This window comes from Flavobacterium sp. (genome assembly GCF_027484945.1).
Classification (GTDB): domain Bacteria; phylum Bacteroidota; class Bacteroidia; order Flavobacteriales; family Flavobacteriaceae; genus Flavobacterium.
In genome coordinates this window covers 33,878-60,809 of sequence record NZ_JAIXRZ010000051.1, presented here as the reverse complement: position 1 = coordinate 60,809, position 26,932 = coordinate 33,878, and the positions used below count along the sequence as shown (strand labels likewise).

General features: G+C 37.1%; 22 protein-coding genes. 11 read left to right on the top strand and 11 right to left on the bottom strand.

From position 1 onward, the window contains the following. Positions 1–48 precede the first annotated feature (48 nt). Entirely contained in the window at positions 49–2,388 is a 2,340-nt protein-coding gene (locus Q0039_RS06930; RefSeq protein WP_297511099.1) for a UvrD-helicase domain-containing protein, read from the top strand. Between the two features lie 24 nt (positions 2,389–2,412). Next, the gene (locus tag Q0039_RS06925; protein WP_297511075.1) at positions 2,413–3,033 is read left to right on the top strand and encodes an L-threonylcarbamoyladenylate synthase; all 621 of its coding nucleotides are present in this window, start codon (positions 2,413–2,415) and stop codon (positions 3,031–3,033) included. Between the two features lie 47 nt (positions 3,034–3,080). On the opposite strand, the gene Q0039_RS06920 is transcribed toward Q0039_RS06925, so the two are convergent. The 3 genes from Q0039_RS06920 to Q0039_RS06910 all read right to left on the bottom strand — a co-directional run bounded on the left by Q0039_RS06920 (position 3,081) and on the right by Q0039_RS06910 (position 5,434). Continuing rightward, positions 3,081–3,914, bottom strand: a complete 834-nt coding sequence (locus Q0039_RS06920) for an OmpA family protein (protein WP_297511073.1) — start codon at positions 3,912–3,914, stop codon at positions 3,081–3,083. 76 nt (positions 3,915–3,990) lie between these two features. Beyond that, entirely contained in the window at positions 3,991–4,980 is a 990-nt protein-coding gene (locus Q0039_RS06915) for a glycosyltransferase family 2 protein (RefSeq protein WP_297511072.1), read from the bottom strand. A gap of 4 nt (positions 4,981–4,984) precedes the next feature. Then, entirely contained in the window at positions 4,985–5,434 is a 450-nt protein-coding gene (locus Q0039_RS06910; RefSeq protein WP_297511070.1) for a type I restriction enzyme HsdR N-terminal domain-containing protein, read from the bottom strand. Positions 5,435–5,481: 47 nt separating this feature from the next. Between Q0039_RS06910 and holA the strand changes: the two genes are divergently transcribed. The 4 genes from holA (at position 5,482) to Q0039_RS06890 (ending at position 10,753) form a co-directional block, all read left to right on the top strand. After that, positions 5,482–6,486 carry a DNA polymerase III subunit delta gene (holA, locus tag Q0039_RS06905; protein WP_297511068.1) on the top strand — a complete coding sequence of 335 codons (1,005 nt, stop codon included), beginning with the start codon at positions 5,482–5,484 and terminating at the stop codon, positions 6,484–6,486. Between the two features lie 47 nt (positions 6,487–6,533). After that, positions 6,534–6,710, top strand: coding sequence for a CAL67264 family membrane protein (locus Q0039_RS06900; protein WP_297511066.1), 177 nt, complete (start codon positions 6,534–6,536; stop codon positions 6,708–6,710). 114 nt (positions 6,711–6,824) lie between these two features. Further along, positions 6,825–8,519 carry an energy-dependent translational throttle protein EttA gene (gene ettA, locus Q0039_RS06895; protein ID WP_297511064.1) on the top strand — a complete coding sequence of 565 codons (1,695 nt, stop codon included), beginning with the start codon at positions 6,825–6,827 and terminating at the stop codon, positions 8,517–8,519. 56 nt (positions 8,520–8,575) lie between these two features. Beyond that, positions 8,576–10,753, top strand: a complete 2,178-nt coding sequence (locus tag Q0039_RS06890) for an ATP-binding protein (protein ID WP_297511062.1) — start codon at positions 8,576–8,578, stop codon at positions 10,751–10,753. 2 nt (positions 10,754–10,755) lie between these two features. On the opposite strand, the gene Q0039_RS06885 is transcribed toward Q0039_RS06890, so the two are convergent. Further along, positions 10,756–12,015, bottom strand: a complete 1,260-nt coding sequence (locus Q0039_RS06885; RefSeq protein ID WP_297511060.1) for a DEAD/DEAH box helicase — start codon at positions 12,013–12,015, stop codon at positions 10,756–10,758. 50 nt (positions 12,016–12,065) lie between these two features. Then, positions 12,066–13,103, bottom strand: coding sequence for a formimidoylglutamase (locus Q0039_RS06880; protein WP_297511058.1), 1,038 nt, complete (start codon positions 13,101–13,103; stop codon positions 12,066–12,068). 95 nt (positions 13,104–13,198) lie between these two features. Between Q0039_RS06880 and Q0039_RS06875 the strand changes: the two genes are divergently transcribed. Further along, positions 13,199–14,080, top strand: coding sequence for a hypothetical protein (locus tag Q0039_RS06875; protein WP_297511056.1), 882 nt, complete (start codon positions 13,199–13,201; stop codon positions 14,078–14,080). A gap of 48 nt (positions 14,081–14,128) precedes the next feature. Here Q0039_RS06875 and hutI read toward each other — a convergent pair whose 3' ends face one another. Further along, positions 14,129–15,367, bottom strand: coding sequence for an imidazolonepropionase (hutI, locus tag Q0039_RS06870; RefSeq protein WP_297511054.1), 1,239 nt, complete (start codon positions 15,365–15,367; stop codon positions 14,129–14,131). 69 nt (positions 15,368–15,436) lie between these two features. Between hutI and corA the strand changes: the two genes are divergently transcribed. Together corA and Q0039_RS06860 are read left to right on the top strand one after the other, a co-directional pair. Beyond that, positions 15,437–16,507 (top strand): magnesium/cobalt transporter CorA, encoded by a 1,071-nt coding sequence (corA, locus tag Q0039_RS06865; protein WP_297511052.1) that lies wholly within the window; start codon positions 15,437–15,439, stop codon positions 16,505–16,507. Between the two features lie 96 nt (positions 16,508–16,603). After that, positions 16,604–16,771, top strand: a complete 168-nt coding sequence (locus Q0039_RS06860; protein ID WP_297511050.1) for a hypothetical protein — start codon at positions 16,604–16,606, stop codon at positions 16,769–16,771. A gap of 66 nt (positions 16,772–16,837) precedes the next feature. Here Q0039_RS06860 and Q0039_RS06855 read toward each other — a convergent pair whose 3' ends face one another. Both Q0039_RS06855 and arsC read right to left on the bottom strand, forming a co-directional pair. Next, entirely contained in the window at positions 16,838–19,285 is a 2,448-nt protein-coding gene (locus Q0039_RS06855) for an outer membrane beta-barrel family protein (protein WP_297511048.1), read from the bottom strand. Positions 19,286–19,364: 79 nt separating this feature from the next. Further along, on the bottom strand, positions 19,365–19,706 hold the full coding sequence (arsC, locus tag Q0039_RS06850; RefSeq protein ID WP_297511046.1) for an arsenate reductase (glutaredoxin): 342 nt from the start codon (positions 19,704–19,706) through the stop codon (positions 19,365–19,367). Positions 19,707–19,758: 52 nt separating this feature from the next. Here arsC and Q0039_RS06845 point away from each other — a divergent pair, with 52 nt between their 5' ends. Together Q0039_RS06845 and Q0039_RS06840 are read left to right on the top strand one after the other, a co-directional pair. Continuing rightward, positions 19,759–20,700: a CPBP family intramembrane glutamic endopeptidase gene (locus Q0039_RS06845; RefSeq protein WP_297511044.1), complete on the top strand. Its 942-nt coding sequence runs from the start codon at positions 19,759–19,761 to the stop codon at positions 20,698–20,700. Between the two features lie 7 nt (positions 20,701–20,707). Beyond that, on the top strand, positions 20,708–21,757 hold the full coding sequence (locus Q0039_RS06840; RefSeq protein ID WP_297511042.1) for an AMP-binding protein: 1,050 nt from the start codon (positions 20,708–20,710) through the stop codon (positions 21,755–21,757). A 28-nt stretch (positions 21,758–21,785) separates the two neighbouring features. Here Q0039_RS06840 and Q0039_RS06835 read toward each other — a convergent pair whose 3' ends face one another. From Q0039_RS06835 to Q0039_RS06825, 3 genes are all read right to left on the bottom strand, one after another. Then, positions 21,786–23,405: a M1 family metallopeptidase gene (locus Q0039_RS06835; protein ID WP_297511040.1), complete on the bottom strand. Its 1,620-nt coding sequence runs from the start codon at positions 23,403–23,405 to the stop codon at positions 21,786–21,788. Between the two features lie 33 nt (positions 23,406–23,438). Continuing rightward, positions 23,439–25,103: an RluA family pseudouridine synthase gene (locus tag Q0039_RS06830; protein ID WP_297511038.1), complete on the bottom strand. Its 1,665-nt coding sequence runs from the start codon at positions 25,101–25,103 to the stop codon at positions 23,439–23,441. Positions 25,104–25,233: 130 nt separating this feature from the next. After that, positions 25,234–26,862, bottom strand: a complete 1,629-nt coding sequence (locus tag Q0039_RS06825) for a carboxyl transferase domain-containing protein (protein ID WP_297511036.1) — start codon at positions 26,860–26,862, stop codon at positions 25,234–25,236. Positions 26,863–26,932 lie beyond the last annotated feature (70 nt).

The following is a 26,932-nucleotide window of genomic DNA, read 5'->3' as shown; positions in this document are numbered from 1 at the left end:
CGTAAAGTTATTTTTGTAAGTCCCATATAATTTGCATTAGTTTTTATGATTGAACAATATATCAACCAATTGAATGAAGCCCAGCGAGAGCCGGTACTCCAAAAAGACGGCCCGATGATGGTTATTGCTGGCGCAGGTTCGGGAAAAACCCGGGTACTCACCATGCGAATTGCATACCTCATGAGTCAAGGGGTAGATGCGTTCAATATACTTTCGCTCACCTTTACCAATAAAGCCGCCCGCGAAATGAAGTCGCGTATTTCAGCAATTGTTGGAAATAACGAGGCAAAAAACTTATGGATGGGAACTTTTCACTCCGTATTTGCAAAAATTCTACGAATTGAAGCCGATAAATTAGGCTACCCTTCCAATTTCACCATTTATGACACCCAAGATGCTGTTCGCCTTGTTTCGGCCATTGTGAAAGAAATGCAATTGGATAAAGATATTTACAAACCCAAACAAATTATTGGTCGAATATCATCGTATAAAAATTCATTAATTACGGTTAAAGCCTATTTCAACAATCCCGAACTTCAAGAAGCCGATGCCATGAGTAAACGCCCGCGCATGGGCGATATTTACCAGGCCTATGTGAACCGTTGTTTTAAGGCAGGGGCTATGGACTTTGACGATTTGCTCTTGAAAACAAACGAACTTTTGAATTTGTATCCCGATGTTCTGGCAAAATACCAAGACCGTTTTCGCTATATCATGGTCGATGAGTACCAAGATACCAATCATTCGCAATATTTAATTGTTCGTGCGTTATCCGATCGCTATCAAAATATCTGTGTTGTTGGCGATGATGCGCAAAGTATTTATGCATTTCGTGGAGCCAATATCAACAATATTTTAAACTTCCAAAAGGATTATGATCAGGTTGCAACCTTCCGTTTGGAGCAAAACTACCGTTCGACAAAAAATATCGTTGAAGCGGCCAACACCATTATTGAAAAAAACAAAACGAAGTTGGATAAAGTCGTTTGGACAGCCAATGATTTTGGTCCCAAAGTAAAAGTCCACCGCAGTCTCACCGATGGGGAAGAAGGACGGTATGTAGCAGGAGAGATCTTTGAACTCAAGATGCGCAACCAACTGACCAACGGGAAGTTTGCAATTTTATACCGAACTAATGCGCAATCACGTGCAATGGAGGATGCATTGCGTAAGCGTGATATTCCGTATCGCATTTACGGAGGATTGTCGTTCTACCAACGAAAAGAAATCAAAGATGTATTGTGTTATTTGCGGTTAATAATCAATCCCAAAGATGAAGAAGCCCTTGTTCGGGTGATTAATTATCCCCACCGTGGGATTGGCGATACGACCGTTGAAAAATTAACTATTGCCGCCAATCATTACAAGCGTTCCATTTTTGAAGTAATGGAGCATATTGACAAAATAGATTTAAAACTCAATTCAGGGACCAAAAACAAGATTCATGATTTTGTGAACATGATTAAGAGTTTTCAAATAATCAATGAAAATCAAGATGCGTTTTATGTGACCGAGCATGTGACTAAAAAGACGGGCTTGATTCAGGAATTGAAAAAAGACGGTACGCCCGAAGGAGTGGCGCGCGTAGAAAACATTGAGGAGTTGATGAACGGGATCAAGGACTTTACCGAAGGGCAGAAGGAAATCGACGGTGCCCGTGGTGCTTTAACCGAGTTCTTGGAAGATGTAGCTTTAGCAACCGACTTGGATAAAGATACCGGTGATGAGGATCGGGTTGCCCTAATGACCATTCACTTGGCCAAAGGTTTGGAGTTTCCTTATGTTTTTATTGTTGGAATGGAAGAGGACCTATTTCCTAGTGCGCTAAGCTTGAACACCCGATCTGAGCTCGAAGAGGAACGGCGATTGTTTTATGTTGCACTTACCCGTGCCGAACATCAAGCGTATTTAACGTATGCACAATCGCGCTACCGCTGGGGAAAATTAACCGATGCTGAACCCTCGCGTTTTATTGAAGAAATTGATGCCCAGTATTTAGAATATGTCAATCCAGCAGAGACGAGTACTTACCGTTACAAACCGATGCTAGATATGGATATTTTTGGGGATGTAGACAAGTCTAAATTACGTACCAGTAAACCCGTTTCTGGAACTCCGCCACGTAGTTTTGATTCGGATTCACCATCGGTATCTCCCAATATTCGGCGTTTAAAACCCGTCAGTAGTCCGACAAGCTCAAGTGCACCGCAGCGTTCGGGTGATTCCAAATTGGTTATCGGTGCTAAGGTCATTCATGAGCGTTTTGGCAAGGGAGAGGTTTTGAATTTGGAAGGGGTAGGAGGTGATCGTAAAGCGGAGATCAAATTTGAAGTTGGAGGTATAAAAAAACTCTTGTTGCGCTTTGCTAAACTTGATATTATTGATTAATTTTAGTAACAATTAAAATAATGTATGGCGCAATTCATCAAAATATTCAACGACAATCCCAATGAATCGGCCATCAAAAAAGTAGTTGAGGTGTTGCGCAATGGTGGAATTGTAATTTATCCAACCGATACGGTCTATGGTATGGGTTGTGATATTACCAATACTAAAGCGCTGGAACGCGTTGCTCAATTGAAAGGGATCAAATTGGAAAAAGCCAATCTTTCTTTCATTTGTTATGATCTAAGTCATATCTCCGATTATGTTCGTCAAATTGATACGCCTACATTTAAGTTATTAAAACGTGCTTTGCCCGGTCCCTATACCTTTATTTTACCGGGAAATAATGATTTGCCTAAAGTTTTTAAAAACAAAAAAACAGTGGGGATTCGTGTTCCCGATAATAACATCATTCGAAGTATCGTAAACCAATTAGGGAATCCAATTATTTCAACCTCAATTCATGATGACGATGCACTTTTGGAATATTCTACCGATCCGGAGTTAATTTTTGAAAAGTGGCAGCGTCAGGTTGATATAGTCATTGATGGCGGTTATGGTGCCGTTACACCATCAACGGTAATTGATTTATCGGGCAATATTCCTGAAATCATTCGAGAAGGTAAAGGAAGTATCGATATACTATAATAAAAAAACGCCTCTTTAGGAAGAGGCGTTGCTATTAACGAATTCAATTATTTGGACATTGTTTTCATTTCTTTTTCAATCATATCATAGAACTGATCAATCTTAGGGAGAATCACTATCCGTGTACGACGGTTAGTAGCTCTATTTTCTGCCGTTTTGTTTTCTACCAACGGAATATATTCGCTACGACCAGCAGCAATTAGTTGTTTTGGGTTAACCCCCAATTCTTTAGTTAATACCCGTGTAATTGCAGTCGCACGTTTCACACTTAAGTCCCAATTATCCAATAAAATAGCATTTCCAGTAAAAGGAACATTATCGGTATGCCCTTCAACCATACATTCAAAATCGGGTTTGTCGTTTATTACTTTAGCTACCTTTTCTAAAACTACTTTTGCTTTATCCGTAACGACATAACTTCCGCTTTTGAATAACATTTTATCTGAAATATTAATAAAAACAACCCCTTTTTCAACATTGATATTGATATCTTGGTCGTCTAACCCAACATTTTTCTTAAGACTGCTTACCAATGCTAGAGTCATCGAATCTTTTTTTGTGATGGCGTCTTGAAGACGACTAATTTTAAGATCTTTTTCTTTTAAACTTTCCAATGATCGTTCTAAGTTTTCGGCTCCTTTTGTTGTTAAAACCGCGAGTTCTTTTGAATTATTGATTAAATCGGTATTTGATTTCTTTAAATAATCATTTTGTTGCGTAAGCGCCTCTTTTTCAGTTAAACACAAATTCAATTTTACGGTCGTTGAATTTAATAATTCTTGGCATTCTTTGTTTTTTTGTTCAAGTTCAGCAATTTTTTTCTTTGCTCCGCATGAAGCTAAGCCCAGGGCTACGAAGGAAATTAATAGTACTCTTTTCATGATTTTCACTAAATAATGCTACAAAAATACAATATGTTAAAATGTAAATACCTTTAAAAAGGTTAAGAATTGTTAATTAGTGCTTAAAATATATTTTTTTACGAACAAAATAGTTCCACACAATACTTTTTACTTGATAATAATCGTTTCGCTGTGCGGTATTTCGTTTACGAAGGGTAGGCCCTATTTGCGCATAAAACGAAAAGTGAGCCTTTAGAATGGCTAAGGTATGCTTGAAATCTCCCTTGACAAAAAAATGGATACCTGCTATTCCGTCAATACATAAGCGAATCAAAAGTAACGGAATTAATTGGTGCTTGGGTAAATTTTTTAATAACATGAAAAGCGAATTCCGAAAATTAAGGAATGTTTTTTGAGGAGTGCCCGTTTTAAGGGTTGCACCACCTACATGAAAAACCGTAGCATCGGGTAAATAATAGCAATCGTAATTTTTATTAAAAACCCGCCAGCACAGATCGATTTCTTCCTGATGTGCAAAAAAATCAGGATCGAGTCCCCCCACTTCCCAAAACACTTCCTTTCGAATAAAAAAACAAGCGCCAGTAGCCCAAAATATTTTTTCAGGCGTATTGTATTGTCCATAATCCCGCTCAAGCGTTTCAAATACGCGTCCACGGCAATACGGAAATCCGTACTGATCTATAAATCCACCGGCGGCTCCTGCATATTCAAAATAGGATTTGTTTTTGAAATCCATTAATTTGGGTTGAGCAATGGCTGTGTTAGGATGATTTTCAAAATGGGACATAAACGGTTGTAACCAATTTTCTGTAACCTCAATATCTGAATTAACCAATGCATAAATTGGCTCTTCAACCTGTTTTAAAGCTTCGTTATACCCTTTTGCAAATCCATAATTCCCTTTGTTTTGTATTAATTTTATTTGGGGATATTGCGTTTGAACAAAGACTATCGAATCATCGGTTGACGCATTATCGGCTAGATAAATTTGTGCTGCATCAGAATGGGCAACTATTGAGGGTAAAAATTGCTCCAACAACTTCTTTCCATTCCAATTGAGTATTACGACGGCAATTTTTTTCAAAGGTTTATAGCGTTTTTAGTTCGGGTAAATCGGTTAGAAATCGATAGGTTTTTTGATTAAAATCCATCTGACAAAAATAATGTTGCAATCCATTGGTAACCATTAAATAATCGGCCTTGAGTTCGAGATTGTAGCGTGCAATTTGATCAAAAACGGCTTGAGTGATTTTGACTTCAGGGGCTTTGCATTCTACTAAAAGTTTGATGCCACCGTCCCTTTGAAACACCACAATATCATAGCGTTTAGTTAATCCGTTTTGTTGAATTGCTTTTTCAATATTTAAAAATGATTTGGAGGCTTTTTTGGTTTCAGTCAAGAATTTAACCGTATGTTGTCGAACCCACTCTTCGGGAGTTAGGACCACAAATTTTTTCCGTATTTCATCGAAAATAGCCGTTTTATTTTCACTATTTTTGAAGCGGAAGGAAAACCGTGGAAAATTAAGTTCTTGCATGATGCAAAAATAGTTATTTTTTAACAGCTTCCAATTTGGAATACAATATGGATCAAGCAGTCAAAATCATCAACGATATCAAGTCGGGAATTATTCAACCCATTTATTTTTTAATGGGGGAGGAGACGTATTATATTGATATTATTACGGCATATATTGAAGAGAATTTGTTGTCTGATGATGAAAAAGGGTTTAACCAAATGGTCATTTATGGCCGCGACACTACTGTTGAAGAAGTGATTGCACATGCAAAGCGCTATCCGATGATGGCCGAACGGCAAGTTGTCATTGTTCGTGAAGCACAAGAATTGTCGCGCACTATTGATAAGTTGGAGACCTATGCAGATAATCCTCAAGCCTCTACGGTTTTGGTGTTGGCCTATAAATACAAAACCCTGGATAAGCGTAAAAAAGTAACCAAGTTGCTCGAAAAAAACGGATTAGTTTTTGAAAGTAAAAAACTCTATGAGAATCAGGTGGCAACATGGATTACCCGAGTTATTCAAGGAAAAGGATTGGCAATAGAACCTAAGGCTGCAGCCATTTTAGTCGAGTTTTTAGGCAACGATTTAAGTCGCATTAGTAATGAATTGGAGAAACTGAAAATTATTTTTCCGAAAGGACATACAGTTACCCCAAAAGATATTGAAGTCAATATTGGATTTAGTAAAGATTATAATAATTTCGAATTACGCGCGGCTATTGGCGAACGCAATCAGTTAAAGGCTTATCGAATTGCACATTATTTTACACAAAATCCGAAAGAAAACCCACTTGTAGTAACGACCTCGATGGTGTTTGCATTTTTCACCCAATTGTTGCAGTACCATGGTTTAAAGGACAAAAGCCAAGGGAATGTATCTAAAGTATTACGCGTAAGTCCTTTTTATGTGAAAGATTACGAATTGGCGGCACGTAATTTCCCTATGAAAAAAGTTGCGGCTGTAGTGGCCAAAATAAGGGATATAGATTCTAAAAGTAAAGGTGTTGGCGCAAGTAATTTGACACATGGTGATTTACTGAAAGAACTTTTGGTGACTATTTTTAATTGATTTTATCGATATTTGCATTCGAAATCAAACAACTCTAAACAATAGCAATGAATAAAAATACAGTATTGGCTTGGGCCACCACAATAATGATTGTAATGGGATTATTGTTAATTGGGTTGGGAGCCTTCCGCTACAACGAAGTTGCCGGTTGGGGATTTGCAGCTGTTGGTGTTGGTTTTTTAGCCAACGCCTGGGTGTTTAGCTCGCTTAAGGGAAGAGTGTAGTGTGCTTTTTTTTAAATTTTGAATTTTAAATTATAAATTTTAAGTTAGAGGGTATTCTTTTAACTATTCAGTTATATGTATTCCGTTTCTTATTAATATTAAATCATCAACCCTATGTCAGACGATAAGAAAGTCATCTTTTCGATGTCTCGTGTAAATAAAGTTTATTCGAGTACTAATAAACAAGTTTTAAAAGATATCTACCTAAGCTTTTTTTATGGAGCTAAAATTGGTATTCTTGGTCTTAACGGTTCGGGTAAGTCGACCTTATTGAAAATCATTGCTGGAGTTGAAAAAAATTACCAAGGAGATGTGGTTTTTGCACCAGGGTATACCGTAGGATATTTAGAGCAAGAGCCCCAATTGGATGAAACCAAAACGGTAATAGAAGTTGTTCGTGAAGGTGTTGCAGAAATTGTAGCGGTATTGGATGAATTCAATAAAATTAACGATATGTTTGGGTTGCCTGAAGTTTATGAGGATGCTGATAAAATGCAAAAACTCATGGACCGTCAAGCCGAATTACAAGACAAAATCGATGCAGTAGGGGCTTGGGAATTGGATACCAAACTAGAAATTGCGATGGATGCCCTGCGTACACCTGAGGCAGATACCCCAATTAGTGTTTTGTCTGGTGGAGAAAAACGTCGTGTAGCACTTTGCCGCTTGTTGTTGCAACAACCCGATGTTTTGTTATTGGATGAGCCCACCAACCACTTAGATGCCGAGTCGGTATTATGGTTGGAGCAACATTTACAAAACTATGCGGGCACCGTAATTGCGGTAACACACGACCGATATTTCTTAGATAACGTAGCGGGTTGGATTCTTGAATTAGATCGGGGCGAAGGTATTCCGTGGAAAGGGAATTATTCTTCTTGGTTGGACCAAAAAGGAAAACGATTAGATCAAGAGGAAAAAGTAGCATCGAAGCGTCGCAAAACACTCGAACGTGAGTTGGATTGGGTACGACAAGGTGCAAAAGGACGACAAACCAAACAGAAAGCACGTTTGCAGAACTACGATAAGTTATTGAATGAAGACCAAAAGGCTTTGGAAGAAAAATTGGAAATCTATATTCCCAATGGTCCGCGTTTGGGAACCAATGTAATCAATGCCAATCATGTGGCTAAAGCCTTTGGGGATAAAATATTGTATGAAGATTTGAATTTCACCCTACCTCAAGCAGGAATTGTGGGGATTATCGGTCCTAATGGTGCTGGGAAATCGACAATTTTCAAAATGATAATGAACGAGCAACTGCCCGATGGTGGCGAATTTTCGATTGGTGAAACCGTTAAAATTGCTTATGTTGATCAAACGCATTCCAATATCGATCCCAATAAATCGATTTGGGAAAACTTTTGTGACGGCCAAGAATTAATTATGATGGGCGGACGTCAAGTCAATTCAAGAGCTTATTTGTCGCGATTTAATTTTGGAGGTAGTGATCAAAATAAAAAAGTCAATACATTATCAGGAGGTGAACGTAACCGTTTGCATTTAGCAATGACCTTAAAAGAAGAGGGTAACGTTTTGTTGTTGGATGAGCCTACAAATGACTTGGATATCAATACACTACGCGCCTTAGAAGAAGGTTTGGAAAATTTTGCGGGTTGTGCAGTAATCATTTCCCACGACCGATGGTTTTTAGACCGTGTATGTACACATATATTAGCTTTTGAAGGCGATTCTCAGGTTTATTTCTTTGAAGGTGGTTTCTCAGAATACGAGGAAAACCGTAGAAAACGATTAGGTAACGAAATTACGCCTACCCGAATTAAATATAAAAAGTTAATTAGAAATTAAATACCTTTGAAGAGTCCTGATGTAAATTGGGACTCTTTTTTTAGTACTTATTTCTTTTGCGAACGTATTTTATTTTAGTCATTTATTTATTGCCTGTATTTACTCTGGCACAGTATTCTGTTCGGTCTATTGAGAAAACATTGGATCAAGCTGGAAAGGCATTTTATGATTTGAATGGAGAAAAATCGTTACGTCTTTCGCAAAAGGCATTAGACCAAGCTCACAAAATAAATAGCGATGTATTAATGGCAAAAGCCTATAATCTGATTGGGCTAAATTTAGAGGAGTTTTATAGTGCCGATAAGGGATTAAAGTATTACAAAAAAGCTTTGGTGTATGCCCAAAAAGGGCAAAATGATTCGGTATTGATTTGGGTTAATAATAATCTTGGTAATTATTATTCGTATCGTAAAAATGATTTTAATTCGAGTATAATTTACTACGAAGAAGGACTTCGATTTGCAGAAAAAATCAAAGACTCAATAGAGATAATGTATGCAAAATTGAGTATTTCTGGCGCTTTTTTTGAAGCGAAAAAATTCAAAGAAGGCTATGCGTATGTGCAATCCATTCAATCTTATATTACGCGTTCAAAAGATGTAGAAGCCGCGTTACATTTTCATTCGTTACTAGGAACATATTACGGCGCATTAGGTCAAAATGACCGAGCTGAAGCGCATTTAAAAAAAGCATTGCTTTTGGGGAAAAGTCAAAAAGGAAACTTGTTTGATGTTTATATCATTGATGTTTACAACGACTTATCGAATCATTATAAAAAAAATGGCGCTACCGAACAGGCATTATACTTCGAGAATCTTTATAAAAATTTAAAAGAAAAAATTTATAACGAAGAACGGCGTAAAAAAGTAAAATTAGCCAGTAGTCAAATCGAAATCGATGAATACCAGCGTCAAATTGATAAAATAGAAGGAGAAAAAAACCAACAAGATAAGTACCTCAAAGAGTCCAAATTGATCGTGCTTTTGTTTGTAATTATTCTTATTATACTATTATTGCTATTATTCTCGCTGTACCGAAATAATTTATTTCGAGAAAAAACCTATGCCGAATTACAAAAAGCCTATGCCGAATTGCAAATTGCTAAAGATCGTGCAGAAGAAGCTTCTCGACTAAAAAGCCAATTTGTATCAACCATCAGTCATGAATTGCGAACACCCTTATATGGCGTTGTTGGGATTGCGACAATTATTTTGGACGAACATAAAGAATTGGCGAATAGTCCCCATTTGAATTCATTGAAATTTTCAGCACGTTATTTACTCTCATTAGTGAACGATTTATTGCAAATCAATAAAATTGAAGAAAATAAAATTGCCCTTGAACGCATGATATTTAATGTATCGGATGAGCTCAATACTATTGCCGATTCGCTTGAATTTATTGCACTGAAAAACAATAACCAACTAGTTACGGTTATCGATCCGAATATTCCAGAGTTTTTAATTGGGGATAAATTGCGATTATCTCAAGTTTTTATGAATTTGGTTAGCAACGCCTTGAAGTTTACCAAAGATGGTGTTGTACATGTTGCTGCAACACTTGACCATGTCGAGGATACCCAACACTATATTCATTTTTCAGTATCCGATACCGGGGTAGGGATTGCTCCAGAGGACCAACAAAAAATATTTGAAAAGTTTGTTCAAATCGAACGTAAAGAAGGGGATTATCAAGGTACTGGATTGGGTTTGTCTATTGTTCAGCGGTTGGTTGAATTATTTGGAAGTTCGATAACATTAGAGAGTGAAGTAGGTAAGGGGACGACATTTTCGTTTACCATTTCTTTTGAGGCCGATGAAAGTCAAAAGAACGCAATTATTAATAATATAGAGGTTGATTTATCGACCAATCAAATGTATCGAATACTAGTAGTTGAAGACAACAAAATCAATCAAGTAGTAACCAAAAAAATCTTGGAAAGCAATCATTTTAAATGTACCGTTTTAGATAATGGTTATGCTGCAATTGATGCGCTTGAAAATGAGCATTACGATATTGTATTAATGGATATCAATATGCCCATTATCAACGGTTTTGAAACCACTAAACTCATTCGAAAAAAAGGAATACAAACTCCGGTAATTGCATTAACGGCTTTTGATAAACAAGAAATTACCGAACAAGCACTCGCTGTAGGGATTAATGATATTATAATTAAACCTTTCGAATCTACTAAGCTTTTTCAAGTTATCGGCAATTTAATTGAGCAATAAGCTTACTTTTTCTTCGATCGATTACCAAAAAAATGCTTTCCTCCATTTCCTTTTTTCTTGTTTCGAAAATCTTTTTTTTGGGGTACACCTTTTTCCGTAATTGGTAATGTATTTACTTTTGTTTCGTTCCAAACCCATTCATGGTTTTCAACAACTTTAATTTTTAAACGAATTAATTTTTCGATTGCCAGCCAGTAGGTCCATTCATCCTTGCCGCATAAAGAAATGGCCAATCCCTCATTGCCAGCACGTCCGGTTCGACCGATGCGGTGCACATAAGTATCGGGAATATTGGGAATGTCAAAATTGATCACAAAGGGTAAGCTTTCAATATCAATACCGCGTGCAGCGATATCGGTCGCGGCTAGTAACTGGATTTCTTTACTTTTAAAATGATCCAAAGCTCGTTGGCGGGCTCCTTGCGATTTATCACCATGTATGGCTTCAGCGGTAAAGTTTTGCTTTTTTAAAAATTTCACCACATTATCCGCACCGTGCTTAGTGCGCGTAAAAATTAAAATTTGTGCGCCCGAATATTCATTTAAAATCTGAAGTAATAATTTGCGTTTGTCTTCTTTTTCGACTTTGTAGACATACTGCTTTATTTTTTCGGCAGTTGAAGCTACGGGTGTTACGGTAACATATTTGGGTTGGGTTAAAAATGTTTCTGCCAATTCGCGAATTGGTAGAGGCATGGTTGCAGAAAAAAGTAACGTTTGACGGTTTGTGGGCGTAAGTTTGATGATTTTTTTTACATCGTTTATAAAGCCCATATCCAACATTAAATCGGCTTCATCTAATACCAAATGATGCAAATGATCCAGATTAACGTGTCCTTGTTTATGTAAATCCAACAAACGACCTGGCGTTGCAATGAGTACATCTACTCCGCGTTTGAGTTGGTCTACTTGTGGAACCTGACTAACACCTCCGTAAATAACCGTAGATACAATATTGGTATAGCGTCCATAGGTTTCAAAACTTTCTTGGATTTGAATCGCTAATTCACGCGTGGGTGTAATGACTAAGGCACGAATGTTTTTGCGTTTTTTTGCTGAACCTACAATAGGATGTATTTGATGAATAATTGGTATGGCAAAGGCTGCAGTCTTTCCGGTTCCTGTTTGCGCACATCCAACCAAATCAATCCCCTCTTTAATTATCGGGATCGCTTGTTGTTGTATAGGTGTTGGTACTTCATATCCTTCTTCAGCTAATGCTTGTTGAATATTTCGAAGTAATTGTAAGTCGTTAAATGTCATGTGAAAACTTCCCTCAATCTATTGAAAGGAAATGCAAAGATAATTGCTTTTTAATCCAAACCATTTTTTGCTTTAATAAAATCGGTCATCAAATACCCAATAAGTTTGCCAACCATGTGGTTGTTTGTTTCGGTATCTAGAGCAGGAGCACCTTCACAAATATGTAAATAACAAGCATTCTGATGTTTCCCGAAAAAATAAATAAATTGGCGGACTTCTTCAACGGAAAAGCCGCTTGGAGTCATAGCACTACTGGGTACTAGCGGAAGTGCATCTAGGTCAATTTCAATTCCGTAGGCATCAGATTTAATAAAATCATAGGCTATTTGCATTTCTAAACGAAATTCTTTTTCACCCCTCACTTTGATGGCATCATAGGTGTTGTATTGGATTTTTTCCTTGAGTGATTTAAGTTGGTCCAAGACATTTTTAGAGGTGTAACTTTCGTGTAAACCAAAAATAAAATATTTCTTAAGAAAGCCTTCTTCAAATGCATACGAAAACCCATTGCCGCTGTGCCGTCCCTCCATAATTCGAAAATCAGAATGGGCATCTAGGTTAATCGCATTAATTGGTTTTCCAAATGCCAAAGCGGATCCTTTGATATTTCCGTATGCATTATTGTGGCCACCGCCTATAATTATTGGTATTTTTCCGCATTGAACAACTGTAGTGATGATATGGGCAACTTCTCGATCGATTTTGGAAACAATCTCGCTGAATTTTTTTCGGTCGGGAGTACTATCAAAACACAAACCCTCGGCTTCTTGATTAAATGTAGTCGTATCCAACGTTCCCAATACTATGATTTGTGAACCTTTGCAAAACCGGTTATGCTGAATATTAGCAATACTTTTTATGGCGCTTTCCCAAGCAGTAGCTGCACCCGATCTACCATTATTAGCGCGCACTCCAATATCCTCTGGAATTCCGAGAAGAACAAATTGTGCTTTTGAATTTTTTAAAAATTGGGTAATATCTTCTCCTTCTGGAATGAGTTGCATTTTTTCGCCAAATTTTACCTCACCACTTCGGTGATTGGTGATTTTAGAAAGGTCCTTTTGCGTGAAGCGGAGTAGATGTTCCATAAAAAAAGTTAATACCCAAAAATAATATAATTCCCAAAACCATCGTTATAGAATTTATAATTATTAAATTTGTTGAAATACAAATCCTTTTTGTTATGGAAAATCAAAAGAACAATTCGTTAAAGGCAATTATTTTAGTACTTGTCTTGTTATTGCTTGGTAGTTTGTTTTATATTTTTAAACTTACCACTGCCGCTCAAAATCTTGAAACTAAAGTGGCTTCCGTTTCAACTGAAAAAGAAAACATTTTAAAGGAACTTCAGGAATTGAAGTCAACGTATGATACGGCTATTGCCGAAAACACCTCTTTATCCGATGAGTTAATCGCCGAACGTGAAAAAGTAATGAAATTGATGGTGCAAATTGAAAAAGCGAAAGGTGATGCAAGTGCGATTCGAAAATACAAAGAGCAATTGAAAGCTATGGAGGCTAAAATGAAATCATTAATGCTTGAAGTAGAAGTGCTTAAAGGTGAAAATAAAAAATTGAATAAAGACTTAGACAGTACCAATGTTGTCTTACAAGACTCAAAAAATTACAACCAAGTTTTGGTAGGTCAAAATGAGGAGTTGTCTAAAACTATTGAAAAAGCTTCTAAACTTTCAATACTTAATTTAAAAACGATTGCATTTAAGCAACGCAGTTCAGGTAAGCAGATTGAAACCGATAAGGCGAGCCGTGCTGATGTTTTAAAAATTAGCTTTACTATTGCTGAAAATGCTGTTGCAAAATCAGGTGACAAAACCTATTATGTTCAAGTTATTGATGCAAAAAACAATGTTCTAGGAGACAAAGAAACGCTTACTTTTGGCTCTCAATCTTTAACCTACAGCTTCCAAGCTAAAGTTAAATATGAGAATAAAACGGTAAATGTGTCACAAGATTTGCCAGGCAAAAAATTTGAAAAAGGATCGTATTACGTCAATATATTCGACAAAGGTGAATTGGTTTCAAAAACAAGTTTCACGCTTCGATAGTTGTTCTTTGATTTTACAGATAAAAGCTTGGTCATCACCAAGCTTTTTCTATTTTACAATCGTTCCATTTAGGAGTATTTTTTCAATTCGATTGGATCCAAAAGCATACGGAAGTTCATAAAAACTAGCAATTGGTTCGGTGATTAGAATATTGGCTTTTTTACCTCGGGTGATACTTCCATGCGTTGTTGCTATTCCCATAGCATAAGCGGCATTTAAAGTAGCTGCATTAATTGCTTCTTCTGGAGTCATTTTCATTTTAATACATGCAGTAGCTACCACAAAATTCATATTTCCAGATGGTGTCGTGCCGGGATTAAAATCAGATGCAATAGCTAGTGGAAGTCCGGCATCCAGTAACTGCCGTGCGGGTGTGTAGGGTATACTGATAAAAAAAGAACAGGAAGGTAAAGCAACTGGCATGGTAGCCGAATCTTTTAAAACCGCTATATCTTCTGCGGTCACAATTTCAAGGTGATCTACAGATAATGCATTAAGTTGAACTGCTGCTGCAATTCCATTTATTGCTGTAAATTGATTTACATGGATTTTGGGTTGTAGTCCGAAACCTTTACCTGCCTCCATTAAGCGAATGGTTTCCTCAACAGAAAAGTAACCACTTTCACAAAAAACATCGATAAAATCGGCTAGCTTTTCTGCAGCAATTTTGGGCAGCATTTCATTTATTATTATATTCAAATAACCGTTGTGGTCATTTTTGTAGGCAAGCGGAAATGCGTGAGCACCTAAAAAAGTGGCTTTAATTGTAATGGGATAATTGTTTCGCAAACGTTGAATTACGCGAAGCATTTTCAATTCGCCTTCTACGGTCAAGCCATATCCCGACTTTATTTCAACGGCTCCAGTACCTTGACGAATTATTTCTTCTAAACGCAATTTGGATTCTTCATACAATTGCTCTTCAGATGTTTCGTTTAAACGCTTGGCAGAGTTAAGGATGCCACCTCCACGATTTGCAATAGCCTCATAGGAAAGTCCGTTAATACGGTCCACAAATTCTTGCACTCTATTTCCAGCATATACTAAGTGCGTGTGGCTATCAATCCATGAAGGTAAAACCGTTCGATCTGTAGCGTCAATAGTTCGATCGGAATTTGTGATTGTGCATTGGTCCATCGTACCAAAATCAATGATAATTCCGTCTTCAATGAGTAGAAATGCATTGTTGATCGAGGGGAGTATGGCCATTTCTTCACCAGAAACTTTGAGGATGCCGGGTTCTCTCACTTGAAGGAGTTCCTTAATGTTGGTAATTAGTGTGCGCATCAGGGATATTTTTCGTAAAAATACAGTTTAATAGGAATAATTTCTAACTTTATTCCAAATTCAAATCCCGTGCGAAAGATAAAATATAAAAAAGGGCGAAAGGTACAGCCAACAAATATGGAGTATACCGGAAGTCATAAAAATACGATCACTGAAATCCAATTGTTTGTTTATGACAATAAAGACCTTACTGAATTTGAAAAATTTAAAGTTCAAGCTTTACAAAGTACTGTAGTGCTTGAGCGAATTAATTGGTTGAATGTTCATGGTTTAAATGATATTGCTGTCATACAAGAGATCGGCGACTTTTTAAAAGTTGACAATTTTATGATGGCCGATATTATGAATACGACCAAACGAACCAAATTGGAGGAATACCATGAAGTGTTGTTTTTTAGTATTAAATCACTCTTGCCAGTTGAACATTCTGACAACATTACCGTTGAGCAGATTAGCTTTTTATTAAAGAAAAATATCTTGGTTTCTTTTCAGGAGAAACGATCGGATTTCTTTTCCCATTTACGGGAACGCTTACGCACCCACTCAGGAATAGTGCGTGAAAAAGGTGCAGATTATTTGCTTTATTTGATGTTGGATGCGGTTATGGAAAACTTTTACATAACAATTGAAAATGAAGAAGATAAGGTTGAAAACTTAATTAATCAATCGAAGTTGGGTGGTACGCCTGAAATACTTGAGAAGATTGAAAAACACCGGGATAATTATAACTTTATAAAACGATCAATTATTCCATTACGGGATTCGTTATATGCGATAAAATCCATTAAAGATGACAATGTTTTTAATTCGATTGAGCCTCAAAATTACACCTTCTTTGAACGATTACATCAAAAGTCATTAGAGCTCTTGGAGCAGATTGATTATGATATGGCAACATTAGAAAGTGCCTCCAATTTTTATTTTGCTTCCCAAAGTCAGAAAATGAATCAAGTTATGAAAACGCTTACTGTGGTTTCTATCTTTTTTATGCCGCTAACCTTTATTGTGGGGATTTATGGAATGAACTTTGATAACATGCCTGAGTTGCATTGGCACTATGGATATTTTATCATATTGGGTGTGATGGCCCTGCTCTTGATGGGTATGATTTATTATTTTAAGAAAAAAAAGTGGTATTAGTGTTTATAACACAGTTAATAATTCTTTCAGAACTATTGGTCATATCAATTTATTGCTGTATTTTTGGACTGAATTCACAAATTATTCGCGAAAACAATGTTTGAATTTCAACAGTACCTAGGTTTTCTACTTTTCTTAACGATTTTCACAATCGGTTTTTGGTTGATGATTTTTCTGATACACTTTGCATTTTACTGGGTGTATGGAACAACTCGTGAGTTGTTGCAAGAACGAAAAGAGAAAAAAGCATTAGAGCAAGCGTAATAATCGCTGTTTTAATAGAAAAGTCCCGAATTCGGGACTTTTTTTTATGCAATACTGATTTGTAGTTTAGAAATCGCCACCTTCAGATTCTTCACCATTACGTTTAGATCGTTTTTCATCTTTATCGTTTTTCGATTTGTTGAATCGGTAGGTAAAGGATGCCGTTATTTGTCGAACCCTCCATTGCATAACAGCATATGAATCGACCGTTTCAGTATAGGTATACATTCTGCGTTTACGCGAATTAAAAACATCATTTACATTGAGAGCCAAGGTTCCTTTGTCTTTTAAAATATCTTTGCTGAAAGCTAGGTTCATTCCAAAAATTCCTAAAACTTTCCCTTGAGCTGTGGTTTGTTCGCCATTGTAATTGGCGTTTGTTTGCCAATCAATTTTGCCGGGTAAAGTGATTTTTGAGGTAATACGTGAAGACCAGGTATTGGTTGCTCGATCAAAGTTAATTACAAAGTCTTGCGCACCTAGCGTATACGAATACTGTCCTTTGGTTTGTTGGCGAAAGAAATTGAAGTTAGTGTTGATTTTCCACCATTTGTATGGTGTATAATTGAATGTAAATTCAAAACCACTACGAAATTCATCCGCAATATTTGTTGGAGTGGTAATAATAACAGGAACACCATCGACTACATCGCCATTTGGTTTTCGAATCATTTGTACCGTATTGGAAGTCTTGTTAAAATAAGCCGAAGTACTGAAGGTTAATTTGTCCCATTTTTTTAAATAACCGATATCAATTGCATCCGTCAACGAAGGATCTAAATCAGGATTCCCCTGAAAAATATTAATGTTACTAGAATAACTGGAAAAAGGATTAATTTCTCTTCCACGTGGTCTATTGATTCGTTTGCTATAGTTGATTGAAATCGAAGAATTTGAATTCATTTCATAGCCAATGGTAGCAGAAGGGAAGAAATTACCGTATTTTTTATTTTTAAAAATGTTTTGCGTGAATTGGTTGATTTCGATATCCGATGCTTCATAACGAAGACCCGCTAAAAACGAAAAATGATTTATTTTACTCCCCAATTGCAGGTACAACGCATTTACGTTTTCAATATAATCGATATTGTTTGTAAATGATGTATTTAAAATTCCGTTATTAAATACCGCATAGTCGCTATTCAAATCGGTGAAATTTCCTCGATATCCAGCTTCAAACTGACTTTCTTTTCCAAAGGGTAAAACATAGTCCGTCTGAAGGAGTAAACGATTTTGTCGCTGTATAATACTCGAGTTATCCAAACCATTGGTGTTGGTACTGTAGCGAAAATAGTCAATAGCTGCAAAGTTGTCATCATTGTTTTTGGAAACCGAAAAATCGGCCGTTAATTTGTGACCATCCCGTTTAAATTTTTTTACAAAATTTGAGTTGTATTCGATATTCTCGCTTTTTGAATCTTCATTATTATTTCGGTAATCAGCTCCCAGAAAATTTGAGGAATTGTCAAAATACGTAAAATCAACATCGTCAATATTTCTCCCTGTATTACGTCGGTAATTTATCGAATTGGTCCATGTAGTGCTTTTGTCTAAAAACCAATCAAAACCAAAATTCCCATTATACCCTTTGCTAAATCGGTCGGTTTCCCTAGCGTCAATAAGTTTATTTCCAGTAGCATTATACGTGTTATCTACATTGACCGTTCCAGGATTATTTCGATCGTTGTATCCTTGATTGGTAAACATATTAAACTGATTGGTTTTGTAGTTTAACGTACCCGTTAAGCCGTGATTATCGGGTGCGCCTGTTGTGGCAATAAGGGTACCATTAATGCCATTGGTTTTACCTTTTTTAAGAAGGATGTTCAAAATACCACCACCACCTTCGGCATCATACCGTGCAGAAGGGTTGGTAACTACTTCAACTTTATCGATGGCATCAGCGGGTATCATCCGAAGGGCATCATTAATGCTAATTGCATTTGTCGGACGACCGTCAATTAAAATTTTTACATTTTCATTTCCCCTCAAGCTAATTGTACCATCTGTATCAACAGCTACAGAAGGGATATTGTCTAAAACATCGCTCACCGTTCCACCTTTAACCATTAAATCTTGTCCGACGTTGTAGACTTTTTTGTCTAATTTAATCTCAACGGTTGTTTTTTCTGAGCGAATTACAACTTCTTTCAATTGAGTCGCTTCATCTTCTAAGCTAATTTCACCTAAATCGGTATTCGTTTTAATAACTTTAGAGGTAATGACAAGAGGTTTAAATGAAAGGAACTCTACATTAATAGTGTAGGTTCCCTCCGGGACGTCTATTGAAAAATTTCCTTTAGCATCAGTTAAACCCCCGTTAACCGTCTTATTCGATTCGTTGATGAAGCGAATTTCAGTATATTCTAAAGGTTGATTGTTGGATTTTGCAATTACCCTGCCTGTGACTTTTAAGCGATTTCCACCGTTGGTGCGTAGATTGGGGTTTTGTGTATAACCCGATAAACCTTTGAATAGTAAGGTAATCGCGAATACAATTTTTAAAATTTTCATGTATCAATTATGTCTTTCCTGTTGAATTGCAAAATTACGCTAAGGGTTAACGTAGTTTCATAAAGTTTTGTTAATAAAATTAAAGGATTTCTTGAATGCGTTCTAATGGTCGAGCGATTACGGCTTTATCATTGTTAATCACAATTGGTCGTTCGATAAGAATAGGGTAAAGTACCATTGCCTGAATAATTGCGTCGTCCGACATAATTTTGTTTTGAAACTGTTCGATCCAGATTTTCTCTTTGGTTCGAACTAAATCAATCGGTCGAATGGCTAATAAGTTCAACAACTTTTTAAGTTCGGCTTCGGTGAGCGGATGCTCCAAATACCGCACCACTGTATAGGGAACGTTCAACGTGTCGAAATGCATAACACAGGTTCTCGATTTTCCACAACGGGGATTGTGATAAATTGTAATCATGTTGTTTATTTATTGAGCGAAATTAAGTAAATTGCTTCAATAATTATAGGTTATGCAGCAACTCTTTGGTGTTACAAAATCCACCCGTTTTGGTTGGTATGTTTTAGGTTCATTTATTGTCATTTCAGCCTCATTTATTGGGCAAATTCCGTTTTCGTTGGCAGTTCTCGGTGCTGCATTACAACAAGACAAACCTTTTCCTAATTCGATGCAGGAAATGGTGGGACTGTTGGATTTGAATTGGTCTTTGTTTTTAATGTTGCTAACCTTTGTCTTTGCCTTTGTAGCCTTTTTGGGGGTTATCCGGTTTTTGCATAAACAAAAATTAATTGAAATTACCACAGCACGACTTCAATTTGATTGGAAACGCTTTTTTGTAGCCTTTGGAATATGGAGTATCGTCACCGTAAGTATTACTCTCATTTCATTTTATGATGCAGCTTCTACATTAACGTGGAATTTTCAACCCAGTCGATTTGCGGTATTGGTTTTAATCGCAATTGTTATGATTCCTATACAAACTTCTTTAGAAGAGTACTTGTTTCGTGGGTATTTAATGCAGGGGTTTGCTCAGTTGCATCCCCATCGATGGTTTCCTTTGTTTTGGACTTCTTTTTTGTTTGGAGTGCTTCATATTGCCAATCCAGAGGTGCAAGAAATGGGCTATATTGTGTTGTTATATTACATTGGAACCGGTTTGTTTTTGGGAATTATCACACTGATGGATAATGGAATGGAATTAGCGTTAGGATTTCATGCGGCGAATAACTTAATGACAGCATTGTTGGTTACAACCGATAGTTCGGCATTACAAACTTATGCGCTTTTTCGCGATACAGCTAAGCCATCATTGAGTATGGAGCTGTTTTTGCCGTTATTTATATTTTATCCTTTGTTGGTACTATTGTTTGCTAAAATTTACCGATGGTCCGATTGGAAATTACGTTTAACAGGGCCTATTTCAGTTCCAGATATTCCCCAAATTAAAAAATAACTTAACTATGAATCCAACTTACCAAAATGTTCACAATCAATTTAAATTGAATGGATTCCATCTGGATAAGGATGATCTTTGTCGGGTTGCGTACAGTTTTATTAAAGAAGGCGAAGAATTTGAAAAACCGGTAGGTGATTTTTTATTGGATTGGTTTGATGAGAAACCCTACATTGAAATGCAAACGTCAGGTTCGACTGGAGTTCCCAAACTAATTTCGGTAGCGAAACAAGCCATGGTTAATTCGGCATTGGCAACGGGTACTTTTTTTGATCTAAAGCCTGGTGATCGCGCATTACTTTGTCTTCCGGTACACTATGTTGCCGGTAAAATGATGTTGATTCGTTCTATCGTACTTGGTTTGGATTTAGATTATGTTGCCCCAACGTCACACCCGATGGATCAATTGGAGGAAACCTATGATTTTGTAGCGATGGTTCCTTTACAAGCCCAAAATTCGTTGCAAAAATTACCTTTGGTAAAAAAACTTATCATTGGTGGCGCACGTATCAATGCAACATTAGAACAGCAATTAATGCAATTGCCAATTGAGGCCTATGAAACCTATGGTATGACTGAAACGATTACCCATATAGCAGCCAAACGAATAGGCGCAAAAGAATTTACGGTTTTGCCTCATGTTACATTAACTTATGATGAACGTAATTGTTTGGTTATTCATGCTCCACATATTATCGCTGAAGAAACGGTTGTTACCAATGATATTGTTGAATTAATTAATGAAAATCAATTCCGATTCCTTGGCCGAATTGATAATGTCATTAATAGCGGTGGTGTAAAAATAATGCCCGAATTAGTAGAGCAAAAATTAGAAGGTAAAATTGCGCAACGCTTTTTTATTGCTTCAATGGAAGATGCTTCGCTTGGCGAAAAAGTAGTATTGGTTGTAGAAGGCGAAGAATATCCAATTGACAATCGAATTTTTGACCATTTAGATAAGTACGAACGTCCAAAATCGATCTACTTTGTTGCGCATTTTAAAGAAACTGCCAATGGTAAAATTATACGCAAAGCTACTGCTGATTTAATCCATTAATTCCTTCGTGTCGTATACAGTTGCTAACTTAAAAATAGGCAACAGTTATATAAAACCGACTTGAATCAACAATAGCCTCTTTTGCGTTTTCTGATGGAATAGCTGTTTTCGTCCACGAATTTTTGGGTACTATCGTTATTTTTTTTCCTTTTACATCTAGGATGACAGGCATTGTAAAATCCGATGTTTCACACTTCCATCGCACTTCCAATTGCTGCTCCGATACACGAATTTGTAGTTCGGGGATTTTGGTTTTCTGTAAATATTGCTCAAAAACACGGGTCCAATCAATGCCGGTTTGCTGATTAAAAAAATCCAAAACCGTTGCTGTATCAATAATCTTGTGTTTAAACGTATTGCAATAGTTTAAGAGTATTGCCCACCATTTGGAGTCATCATTTAATGCATGGCGCATTGTGTTTAAGAGTAATGCTCCTTTGGGGTACATATCACCCGAGCCTTCAGTATTTACGCCTTTTGGTCCAATAATTGGACGATCATTTAGGACATTTCCTTGCAAGCCCTTGCCATATTGCATTGCTTTTTCATAACCAAACTGACATTCAATAAAAACCAATTCGCTATACTGCGTAAATCCTTCATGAATCCACATATCGGCAATATCGCGTGAAGTGATGCTATTGCCAAACCATTCGTGGCCACTTTCGTGTATGGTAATAAAATCAAATAATAATCCTACTCCGGTTCCCGAAAGATCAGATCCTAAGTACCCTTTTAAAAACCGATTTCCATAGGCAATTGCACTTTGGTGCTCCATGCCTAAATATGGAGTTTCAACCAATTTATAACCATCTGCTTGGAAGGGGTAGGGTCCAAATTTATATTGGAAACAATTGAGCATGGGTTTTACTTCTTCAAAGTGTTTCACAGCACGCGACTGATTGTAATCCAATACATAATAGGTAAGATCCAAGTCACCTAGACGATCAATAATAGGGACATAATAACCAATATTTACTGTGATGTCATAATTATTAATCGGATTTACAACCTCCCAATCCCAGCGGGTATAGCCGTTGGATAGCGGAGTAGAGCCCATAAATTTTCCATTAGAAATATTCATTAATCCATTGGGTACAGCTACTCGAATCGTCGCTCCCGAATCGGGCTCATCACTTTGCCCGTCCTTAACAGGATACCATAAACTTGCACCAGTACCTTGCACGGCGACTGCAATCCATGGTCTGTTATTCTTGTCTTTTGTAAATACAAAACCACCATCCCAGGGCGCTCTTTTGGCAATTAGCGGGCTGCCTTGGTAATAAAACTTCAATTGATGTTTCGTTTTTGCGCCCAGTTTTTTTGGAAAATCAATAAAAACAGCATTAAATTCTCTACGATAGTTTAGTTTTTGGTGGTTCCATAAAATGGAATCAACCACCATATTGACAAATAAGTCCAATTGAATACGTTGGGTATTTTGCACGATTTCAAAAAGAATGGTATTGCTACCAATAATCTGTTTTTTATCAGGGTCAATCGAAATATCAAGCGCATAATGCTTCACATCAAAACAGGTTCGTTCTTTACTAAATCCGCCCATTAAGGAATCTTTGCGTGAAGGTTTATTTTGCGCCAATGTAGAAAAACAAAGCGCTATGAATGAAACCAAGAGAATTTTCTTCATGCTGTTGGAGTTGTTTTGTCAAACATACTAAAATTAGGCAAACGGTGCAGGTAAGTTTAGGGTAATTTCTTTTTTCTCATGCGGATGCCAAAAGGTGAGTGATTGTGCGTGCAAATAGAGTCGGTCAGATTGCGTACCGTATAAGTCATCACCAACAATGGGGCAATTTAGTCCTAAATGATGTGCTGCATGAACTCGAAGTTGATGAGTGCGACCGGTAATGGGCTTAAATTCAACTAAAGTTTGCCCTTTACGTTCGCTTATTTTTCTCCATTCTGTAACTGCTAGTTTTCCCAGATCAAAACAAACCTTTTGAAAGGGACGATTATCAATGTCTAGAACAAGAGGTAGATTAATTGTGCCTTGATTTTGGATAATGACACCCTCTAGTAGCGCTATGTATTTCTTTTGAATTTTTCTTTTAATAAATTGGTATTGCAGGATTTTATAGGTGTCTACATCTTTTGCGCACAGCAATATGCCTGAAGTTGCCATATCTAATCGATGCACAATTATTGGTCCGCTGATGTTGGGTCGCATTGATTTTATTCGCGTGTAGACCGAATCAGCAATTGCTTTCCCAGGAGTGGAAAGAAGATCGGTTGGTTTACTAACGGCTATAATCCAATGGTCTTCATACAGGATTTCCATTGGTTTATTGGCTCCTAAATTTATAAGAAACGGATTCTTTTCTAATGGTATTCCATCCAACATGTGTCTAAGAATAGGTTCGCACTTTCCGGTACATGCGGGGTAAAACTGACCGTGTTTTCGGACTTCTGACTTTGGCGATTGTCCCCACCAAAATTCAGCCATTGCCAATGGTTTTAATTTGTTTTGAAATGCATAATGGAGCAATTTTGGTGCTGCACATTCACCTGCACCTGCGGGAGGATTTCCATTAAAAATAGTTTGCAAACTTTTGGTTTCACCGTATTGATTTAAAAAGGCATATTCAGAAAACAATTGTTGTTGTAAGGCAGCGGAACGGTTGCGACGTTCGTCTTTTAATGCATTGATTTGCTGCTCAAATTGAGCTAGTTCTGTTGAAATCAAATCTATTTTTGTTTTCCAATCCAATTGCAATTGCCGTAGGCGTATGCTTTCGAGTTGACTTTCTTGAATCAACTTTAGGGTTTGCTCATCAGTTAAATTGGGATGGTTTTCTCTAAAAATGGATCGTACTTTTTTATTGTTTTTGATGGTTTGCTTGAAGGACTCAACCGCTTCTTGAGTTTCATGAATGGTTTTAGTTAACACTTCACGTAAGGTATTGTAATCAATAGATTTCTCGAGAATTTCTATTTTAGAATTGAGTTCGTTTAAAATAATTTCTTCGGATTTAAAAAATCCATTATCCTGCAGCATATCATAAACCGTAGGTACAAATTTTGGCCAGTGGTTTTGTTCGGCTAGTTTTCCTGAAAAAGCCCACAAAAAGCCTAATTCACCGACCTCATTTTGCACCACCAAAACGCCAAACATTTTTCCAATCACCATTCCTGACTGTTCTTTTTGCAGTCCAAAATTGTGTTCAAAATCCTTTTGAACTTTCAAATACTGTTGGAGCAAACGCGCTGCTTCAATACTTAACGCGTGAGGTTCGTAAAAAAAAGGAAACGTAAATTCTTTCGGAATTGGATATTCAGAAAAAGGAGCAGTGAATTTTTGAAATAAATCAGGTTTTATGTGCTTCAAAATAGAAAAAACTAGCGATTTGCAAACGAAATTTACAATTGATAATAAGAAAAACAGAACTAAAAAAGGGGAGGAGTTCAGTCTTATTTTAAATGGAATGTTCGCACAACCTTCTATTTTTATTTTAGAGTTAAACTTGAATCACCCCCAAATTGAATTTCTTTTCAATAGGAGCATGGTCAGACGCTTCAATTCCCATAGAAATCCAGGTTCGGGTGTCTAATGGATCAATAATGCCATCAGTCCATAAACGAGCTGCTGCATAATATGGTGAAACTTGGGCATCATATCGGGCTTTAATTTTATCAAACAATTCTTGTTCTTTTTGCGCATCAACAACCTCGCCTTTAGATTTTAGCGATGCCGCTTCGATTTGCATCAATACTTTAGCGGCTTGTGCGCCACCCATTACAGCCAATTCAGCGCTAGGCCAAGCAGCAATTAATCGCGGGTCATAGGCTTTTCCACACATGGCATAGTTGCCTGCACCGTAGGAATTTCCAACCACAATGGTAAACTTCGGAACTACCGAATTGGAAACCGCATTCACCATTTTTGCACCGTCTTTAATAATTCCTCCATGTTCACTTTTGGAACCTACCATAAATCCGGTAACGTCTTGAAGGAAAACCAAAGGAATTTTCTTTTGGTTACAATTGGCAATAAATCGGGTTGCTTTATCAGCACTATCCGAATAAATGACACCACCAAATTGCAACTCTCCTTTTTTAGTTTTAGAAACTGTACGTTGATTGGCTACAATTCCAACAGCCCATCCGTCTATACGCGCATAGCAAGTAATGATCGATTGGCCATATCCTGCTTTGTATTCATCCACTTTCGATTCATCAACCAAACGTTTAATGATCTCCATCATGTCGTATTGATCAGAACGCGATTTAGGCAATATACCGTAAATGTCATTCGGTTCTAATGCTGGTTTTTCCGATTTAATTCGGTTAAACCCCGCTTTTTCATAGTCTCCAATTTTGCCAACTACACTTCGAATGCGGTCTAATGCATCTTTATCGTCTTTGGCTTTATAGTCGGTCACTCCTGAGATTTCACAGTGGGTTGTTGCACCTCCTAAGGTTTCGTTGTCAATATTTTCACCAATAGCAGCTTTAACTAAATAACTTCCAGCTAAGAAAATACTTCCTGTTTTGTCGACAATAAGGGCTTCGTCACTCATGATGGGTAAATAAGCGCCACCCGCAACACAACTTCCCATAACGGCAGCAATTTGGGTAATTCCCATACTGCTCATGATTGCGTTATTGCGGAAAATACGTCCAAAATGTTCCTTGTCAGGGAAAATTTCATCCTGCATTGGTAAATATACCCCTGCAGAATCTACCAAATAAATTATAGGTAGTCGGTTTTCAATAGCGATTTCTTGTGCGCGCAAGTTTTTCTTGCCCGTAATTGGAAACCAAGCTCCTGCTTTTACAGTAGCATCATTGGCTACCACAATACATTGTTTTCCTGCTATATAACCGATTTTAACCACAACTCCACCTGAAGGACATCCGCCGTGTTCACTATACATTCCCTCACCGGCAAACGCACCGATTTCAATAGATGATGAAGATTGGTCCAACAAATAATCAATTCGTTCTCGAGCGGTCATTTTGCCTTCGGCATGCAATTTTTCAATACGTTTTTCGCCGCCACCAAGTTTAACTTTGGCAAATTTTTGCCTGAGATCTGCGAGTAAAAGTTTATTGTGGTCTTCGTTTTTATTGAAGTTTAAGTCCATAGGGTGTTCACTATTTTTTGAGTTGCTAAAGTACGAAAACGAATCCACAGGAACAAAATAAGCGTGAAGC